This is a genomic window from New Jersey aster yellows phytoplasma (assembly GCF_002554195.1).
In the GTDB taxonomy this organism is placed as follows: Bacteria; Bacillota_I; Bacilli_A; order Acholeplasmatales; family Acholeplasmataceae; genus Phytoplasma.
The window spans coordinates 1-7,443 of sequence record NZ_MAPF01000048.1 but is presented as its reverse complement, the minus strand read 5'-3'; the positions used below and the strand labels follow the sequence as shown (position 1 = coordinate 7,443).

The following is a 7,443-nucleotide window of genomic DNA, read 5'->3' as shown; positions in this document are numbered from 1 at the left end:
AACCAACCAACTCGAAGGTGCTGAAGGCTTGAAAAATAATTCTATTAAATCTTTCGATAGAAGGTTAAAAGAATACAAACAATCAGCCCTATCCTCTCTCAACTCCCTCTACGAAATCAACCCAAATGAGGGGTAAAACAAAAGGAGATTTAATTAATGTTAAAACTAAAAAATCAATTTAAAATAATTAGTATTTATTTATTTGTATTTATAGGTTTATTATTTATTAATATAAATCAAGTAATAGCTTCACCTAAAAAAGAATCTAGTGATAAAAAAAGAGATATTCCGAAAATTAATAAATCAGAAGAAAAAAACAAAAAACAAAAAGAAGATATAAAAAGATTTTATACAATACATAAAGAATTTAAAGAATATTCAATTGAAAAAAATAATGAAATTATAAAAATTTTAGAAAACCCTGAATTAATGGAAATATTAAAACAAAAAGCCGAAGAGGAAACGAAAAATTTAAAAGAAGAAGGTTCTTCTTCAAAACAACCTGATGATTCTAAAAAATAATTTTATACGAATTAAGAATGGAGTTATATTTGAAAATGATTAAATTACAAAAAAAAATTAAAATAATTTATCTTTGTTTAATAACTTTTATAGGAATATTATTTATTTTTAATAATCCATTAATGGCGATGCATAATGGTAATGCAACACCAAATAACGGTCATCATAACACTAATTTTGAAACTCAAGCGCGCATTTTACAAGAAATGAATCGCGAACAAGCTATAATAGTCCAACAAATTTTTAATGCTAGAAATAATAATGCTTCCAAAGAAATTATTAATAATCTTGTAAGACAAAATATACAATTAAGTCAACGTATCTCAAATCAACAGATTATTTTACATAATGCTATGCCTCACGAAAACAATCGCAATCAATTAAATAACTCTAATAACAGAAGACGTTGAATAATCAACATCAATTATTAAAATTTCAATTCCCTCTACTAAATCACCTCAACTGAGGGATTAAAAATAAAAGGAGCATTATTAATGTTTAAAATTAAACATCATTTATTATTCTTAAATATATTTGTATTTTTTGGTTTAGGATTATTTTTAATTACTAGTAATAATTATATTATGGCGATGGGAAATAAAAATAGCAATAATAATGAAATTTCCAATGATGAAGAATATGCCTTATATGTACAAGCAGAATTTTCAATACAAAACGAATTAACAAACTTCAAATTCAATAATGAAAAAAATCAGAACTTTTGTATAAACAAACTTGTATTACAAAAGACAATTCAAAAATATAATAAAAGAAAAAATAATCATCAATTATCAACGCCATATGATAATCGACCAGAAAGTTTTCAAAATAATTTACATTCTTTAACAGAAAATAATAATAATTTATCTGGCGATCTTCAATATATTAATTTAACAAAAAACAATTCTAATATATATTCGGTTGATAAACCAGAAAGTTATAAAAAGAATGATTCTAAAAATAAAGGAGTGATAATTAATGATTAAATTAAAAAATAAATTTCAAATAATAAGTGTTTTTTTATTTACTTTTATAGGTTTATTATTTATTTTTAATACTAAATGTTTGTATGCTTTACCTGGAATAACTTTAGAAACACAAAAGATCCGATTAGAAGAAAGAAAAAATGAATTAAAGTCACAAGAAATAGTACTATCTCAAGAACCAAGAAATAATGTAAATATTGAAAGATTATGTCATGTTAGAACGGAAATAGTTAAGATAAATATGGAAATATATATGATAATGCAACAGATTCAAATGCGAGACATCATACAATAAACCCCCAAACACAAGAAACCCAAAACATTCCAAGGCCAATCGAATAATTCTAATAAAACATTAAATAATAATTAAATATATTAATTAAATATAAATAAAAGGAGATTTAATTAATGTTAAAATCAACAACTCAATGTAAAATAATTTATCTTTGTTTAATAATCTTTGTAGGATTGTTATTTATAATAAATAATCAACAATTAATGGCGATGAATAACGATAATAACAATAATGAAATAAGAAATGAAATAAGAGAAATTAATAATAGAATTTTGGAATTAGCTTTAGAAAAAAAACAATTATCCAACCAAATGAGTTTAAATCCAATAAGATCTTTTGCAAACTTAGAATTAAATATCAGAAACCGAGCGATATATTTAGAGCTAAACAATCTTTATGATAGATTAAGAATTATCGGGCAACAACCCATCAACCCTAATCAACCAAATAACCCCCTAAATCGATAACACCCAAACGCTAAAATAAAATTAAATAATATTCACAAAAAAGACCTCTCCCAGGGTCTTTTTCTTTTACCCAAACACACAACAACTTACAAGGTCATTAAACTAAAAACCAAAGGAGGCAAACAAATCATGATTAAAATCAATGCGCTGTTCCGTTTTTTTAGACAAATTTTGTCTTTAAAATTGTTCTTTAAGACTTAAAATTAAGTAGATAATTTCATATCTTTTCAAACTAAGGAAATATTTTTTTTAAATTTCAAAAAGTTTCTAAAACTTTTAATAATTCATTAGTTTCAAAAGATATTTTTATTAAATATTTTTATCTTTACACTATATAGTTAGGTAAAAAAAGTTAAAATTCCGTTAAGAAAATGAAAACATAATTATTTTTTTGCGTAATTATGTTATTTTGATTAAAAAAATGCGCAAAAAGATAACCTTTTTCAAGGTTGAAAATTTGAAATAAAAAAATTATTATCTAAAATTTTGACAATATTGAGAAGGTGATGAATAATTTAATTTAGCTAAAATCCATTGATTGTTCCAAAATTTAGGGAAATAATTGATTATTTTTTTAACTTTTTCAGGTGATTTTTGAAATAAAAAAGGATGTTGATGTTGTAAGATAGTTTTCATTTGGCCGAAAAAGTTTTCAATTACAGCGTTATCACGTGGAGTAGCTTTTCTCGACATGCTGATTAAAAAAACCTTTTTTAATTAGTGTTTGTTGGACTTTTTGTGATTGATAAACTGTGCCTTGGTCGGAATGAATGATACAAGGTTCTTTTAATAGAGGTAATTTTTGGATGGTGTTTAAAACTAATTCTTTATTTTGATGTTTGGAAGTGTGGGAAGCGATAATTTGGTTGTTGAAAGAATCAATAATACAAGAAAAATATAAAAATCCTTGGGGAGTTTTGAAATAAGTGATGTCGGTAAATAGTTTTTTCATGGGTTTAGTTGATATAAAGTCTTGATTAATTAAATTGTCTACCACTTTTAATTTAGCTTTTAAATTATTTTTATAATAATATTTATTTTTTTTAATTCTTAAACGACAAAAAATACCGTTTTCTTTCATAATAGTATAAATTTTTTTCTTGGTAATGTTTTCGTTAAAAGTTTTTTGGTATAAATCAGTGATTTTACGATGACCGCAAAAATATTTTTCTTGTAAACATAAAGCTTTGATGCGATTTTGTTGTAATAAGTATTTTTCTTTTTTTGGCTTTTATTTTATTTTTGACTTTCAACCAATAATAATAAGTGCTTCTTTTGGTTTTGATAGTTTTTAAAATGGTTGTTAAATTTAGTTTTTGATTAAATTGTTTAACTAATTCGAAAACAGTTTTTTTATCAGTTTTTTGGTTTTTTTCATTAGAGTTTGTAATAATTTATTTTTTTGTTTCTCTTTTTCTTATTATTTTAGCTATTTTTTTCATGATTTAAATATTGTTTCCTTTTTTTATATCATATACATAACCATTATAACTCTGAATGATTATATTTATTTAAAAAAAGGGGGGTAGCGCGCAACTGGGGGATTTTTATTTTTCTTCTTCTTTTATTTATGTGTACTTATGATTGTTATTAGCGCTTCAGCGCGTTAGGGTATTGTGTTTGGATAATTTTTAACAACTCTTTTTAATAATGTAAAGGAAAAATAGGGAGTTATTTATATATCGAAAAATAATAATGATAGATAAAAGATACAACGATAATATCAAATATCGAGTATCATTATCATTATCGATATAATATATAAAATATCACTCCTTAAAAATGTTTGGTTTTGTCAAAGAATTTTAAATATTGAAAGTGTTATAAAACTGTTAGTGAAGTGTTATAAAACTGTTAGTTAAGTGTTTATTTGATTTTAGATATATATTTATACATGGGATGTATTTTTTTAACCCGATAGCCCTGTTTATTTTTGGTTAAAAATAATTTGATGTGTTTTAAATCTTCCGATTGATAATAAATAACATTTAATCCTTTTTTATAATTTGTTTTTATAGGATTGTTATATTTATCTACTTTTTTAGCATCTAATTTATATAATTTTAAAGTTTCTAGTTTGTCTATGGTTATCTTACTTATTAATTCTTTAATATAATCTTTTTGTTCGTTAAGATAATTAATTTGGAAGATAGGGAAATGTGTTTTAAGGGTATTATTTTGGTGTTTTGGGGTGTTATTGGGTTGGTAAGGGTTAGATTATTATCGTTTTCGGAAGAGTGATTTTTGATTATTTCTATTCTATACTTTTTCATTTCATCTAAGATTTGAGGGTCTACAAATAGAGTTTGGTTTTTAGGGCGGTAGTTTGTTTGTTGATAGGAATTTTTCTTTTTAGAATGAGAAACAATTGTAATATTTAATAATTCTCCTTTTAATGTTTGTAAAAAGTTTTTGATTTGAACTAAGTCTTTGGGGGTTGATTTTGTTTCCCAACCGCCCTTAATGATTCCTTGATTTATTTCTTTTTTCATATTTTTCTCCTTTTAGTTAGTTTTTAGTTTTTTGTTATTTTTGATATAAAAAAAAGACCTTCAATTGAAGGTCAAGTTTGAATATTGAAATATTTTTTAGGTATATGTTGGATGGCATTTATTAATATTATGGATTCTTAGTCCCATAATTGGTTAGTTTAGTCTAAAAGGAGTACTTATTATTATTGGTTAAAAGTTAACCATAAAATTAAAATAAAACAAGAACAATATCTTTTAAAACAAAAACGTATTGAATCTTTATGTAAAATGCATGAATATTTATTTGGCCATCGTAAAATCACTCATTTATATCAAAAAATCTTTAATGAACCCATCACTAAGAAAAAAGTTTATTTCATCATGAAAGAAAAAGGGATTTGTTGTCGTTTAAGAAGCAAAAAAATAAATATCATTATCAACAATTAAAATCTCAATTAAAAATAGTTCCTAATTTAATTAATCAAGATTTTAAAACTTATAAACCGATGCAAAAACTATTTACCGACATCACTTATTTTAAAACTCCACAAGGTTTTTTATATTTTTCATGTATTATCGACTCTTTTAACAATCAAATAGTCGCTTCTCATATTTCTAATCATCAAAATAAAAATTTAGTTTTAAATACTATCAAAAAAATGCCAAAACTAAAAAAACCTTGTATTATTCACTCAGATCAAGGAACAGTTTACCAATCACAAAAAGTCCAACAAAATTTAACGAAAAAAGGGTTTTTTTAATCATCATGCCGAGAAAAGCCGCCCCTCGTGATAACGCCGTCATTGAGAACTTTTTCGGCCAAATGAAAAGTATTTTATTTTATCGCGATCCTTTTTTATTTCAAAATCCAATGACAAAAATGAAAACCATCATTAACCAATTGCCTGCTTTTTGGAATAAAAAATGGATTTTAGCTAAATTAAACTATCTTTCACCTATCCAATATGCGTAAAGTTTAAGATAAAACAATTAAAAAAATAGCTTTCAAAATAGACCTTTTAAAAAGGTATCTTTTTTGCGCCTTTTTTTCAATAAAATGTTTTTATTAATAATAAACATCATTTTCTTTTCATTTTGTTGACGACTTTTTAACTTTTTTTACCTAACTATATAGTGAAGGGGTAAAATATTAGTATAAATATCTTTTGAAACTAGCAAATTATATAAAAAACATTAGACACTTTTTTCGTCTAATGAAAATACTTTGTTAGTTTGAAAAGATATGAAATTATCACTTAATTTTAAGTTTTAAAGAATAATTTTAGAGACAAAAGTTGTATTAAAAAACGGAACAGCGCAATATTACCGATTAATTGGACTTTATTTAACATTTTATTTCTCCTTATTTTTATAATTTGGGTTTAGTTTTCTAATTGCATTATCTTTTAAATCTTCAATTTGTGAGAGTTTTAAATTAAGTTTTTGGGCGATTGCATGATTGGATAGGGGTTGTTGATTAGGTTTGTTGTTGTTTTCTAATGAGATACCAAAATTTAAACAAATAACATTGAATTCATTTTTACTTAGTTTAGTTTTTAGTTTTTTATTAATAATTCATGTTTTACTTGTTTTAGCCATAATTGATGCGGATTAAGGATTTTATCCCAATTAGGTTGTTTGTATTGTTCTTCTTTAAAACTGATATTGTTTGGTTTGGTTGTTTTTTGGGGAATTGAAGGTGAATGGCTTTTTCTTATTAGTTCATTGATTGCTGATTTTATTGTTGGTGTTGCATAGGCGATAAAGTCATAACCTAAATCTTGGTAATTATTTAGAGCTTTGATTAATCCTAAAATCCCTTCTTGATATAAATCCTCCTTAGTTAAAACTTTAGGGCAATATTTAAAATGATAAGCTAGTTTTTTTACTAAGGGCAAATGTAAATCGATTAATTGATTACGAATTTCTAAATTCTTTTTATTTTTTAAAAAATCTTTAAATAATTTTTGTCTTAACATTCAATTCCTTTCTAAAAACATTTTTTTAGAAAAGATATGAAATTATTTTTCAGTCTTGAAACAAAAAAAGACTAACTTAATAGTTAGCCTTAAAGAATTTTTAAAAAGTAAAAAGTGTCTAAACTTTTGGAACACCTCAACATGGAGGTCTTAATTTTTCTGAGGGTATTTTTGATGAAAAAGATAATAATAAAAAATTAGATGAAATTTTAAAAGAGAATTTAAAATTAAAAAAACAATTAAATAATATAAAAAATCCTTTAATTACGGAATCTATTGATGATACTGAAAATGATTTTTTAATTTTAATTTTTAAAATATTTAATTTCTTTTGATTTTAAAGTTTTTTTATTTATTATATGATTTATTTTATAATATTTTTCTTACTAAATCATCTTTTTTATTTGGTTTTAATGTTGGTTGGAATATTAATTTTATTAATATTTATAATATTATAAAAACTATATTTATTTTTATGTGGGAACATTTGACAACTTTAATTTATCCTTTAAAATTATTTAGTTCATTTTTTGTATTTTTTAATGCAAATATTAAAAATTTTATTGATGTTTTTTATACTATTATAGGATATATTAAAAGTTATATAACAAGTCTTACTGGTCAAAATTAATGGATCCTAGTGAAAGTATGTGGGGGGAAAATAAAAGAAATAGCAAAGATGATTTTAGTGTTGCTGTTGGTGGCTCTGTTATTTATTTTTTG

5 protein-coding genes and 4 pseudogenes are annotated in these 7,443 nt (G+C 23.6%); 6 read left to right on the top strand and 3 right to left on the bottom strand.

The annotated features are described in order from the left end of the window. Window positions 1–156 precede the first annotated feature (156 nt). The 5 genes from BBA70_RS01905 (at window position 157) to BBA70_RS01885 (ending at window position 2,270) form a co-directional block, all read left to right on the top strand. The gene (locus BBA70_RS01905) at window positions 157–522 is read left to right on the top strand and encodes an SVM family protein (protein ID WP_011412651.1); all 366 of its coding nucleotides are present in this window, start codon (window positions 157–159) and stop codon (window positions 520–522) included. A 35-nt stretch (window positions 523–557) separates the two neighbouring features. Continuing rightward, the gene (locus BBA70_RS01900; RefSeq protein ID WP_041639848.1) at window positions 558–932 is read left to right on the top strand and encodes an SVM family protein; all 375 of its coding nucleotides are present in this window, start codon (window positions 558–560) and stop codon (window positions 930–932) included. Between the two features lie 84 nt (window positions 933–1,016). Next, window positions 1,017–1,508: an SVM family protein gene (locus tag BBA70_RS01895; RefSeq protein ID WP_252861553.1), complete on the top strand. Its 492-nt coding sequence runs from the start codon at window positions 1,017–1,019 to the stop codon at window positions 1,506–1,508. Next, entirely contained in the window at window positions 1,501–1,803 is a 303-nt protein-coding gene (locus BBA70_RS01890) for an SVM family protein (RefSeq protein ID WP_011412648.1), read from the top strand. The genes BBA70_RS01895 and BBA70_RS01890 overlap by 8 nt, the downstream gene beginning before the upstream one ends. 113 nt (window positions 1,804–1,916) lie before the next feature. Beyond that, window positions 1,917–2,270: an SVM family protein gene (locus BBA70_RS01885; RefSeq protein WP_011412647.1), complete on the top strand. Its 354-nt coding sequence runs from the start codon at window positions 1,917–1,919 to the stop codon at window positions 2,268–2,270. 474 nt (window positions 2,271–2,744) lie between these two features. Here the strand turns inward: BBA70_RS01885 and BBA70_RS01880 are convergent. Both BBA70_RS01880 and BBA70_RS01875 read right to left on the bottom strand, forming a co-directional pair. Then, window positions 2,745–3,712 (bottom strand): annotated as a pseudogene (locus BBA70_RS01880) (IS3 family transposase). A 424-nt stretch (window positions 3,713–4,136) separates the two neighbouring features. Beyond that, window positions 4,137–4,762: pseudogene (locus BBA70_RS01875) on the bottom strand (hypothetical protein). Window positions 4,763–4,927: 165 nt separating this feature from the next. Here BBA70_RS01875 and BBA70_RS01870 point away from each other — a divergent pair. Continuing rightward, a pseudogene (locus BBA70_RS01870) lies at window positions 4,928–5,714 on the top strand (IS3 family transposase); the annotation flags it as partial. A 380-nt stretch (window positions 5,715–6,094) separates the two neighbouring features. Here the strand turns inward: BBA70_RS01870 and BBA70_RS01865 are convergent. Next, a pseudogene (locus BBA70_RS01865) lies at window positions 6,095–6,720 on the bottom strand (sigma-70 family RNA polymerase sigma factor). Window positions 6,721–7,443 lie beyond the last annotated feature (723 nt).

Excerpts from the sequence above, each read along its gene's own strand:
- BBA70_RS01890 (WP_011412648.1), top strand. The coding sequence starts at position 1,501 with ATGATTAAATTAAAAAATAAATTTCAAATAATAAGTGTTTTTTTATTT.
- BBA70_RS01895 (WP_252861553.1), top strand. The coding sequence starts at position 1,017 with ATGTTTAAAATTAAACATCATTTATTATTCTTAAATATATTTGTATTT.
- BBA70_RS01900 (WP_041639848.1), top strand. The coding sequence starts at position 558 with ATGATTAAATTACAAAAAAAAATTAAAATAATTTATCTTTGTTTAATA.
- BBA70_RS01885 (WP_011412647.1), top strand. The coding sequence starts at position 1,917 with ATGTTAAAATCAACAACTCAATGTAAAATAATTTATCTTTGTTTAATA.
- BBA70_RS01905 (WP_011412651.1), top strand. The coding sequence starts at position 157 with ATGTTAAAACTAAAAAATCAATTTAAAATAATTAGTATTTATTTATTT.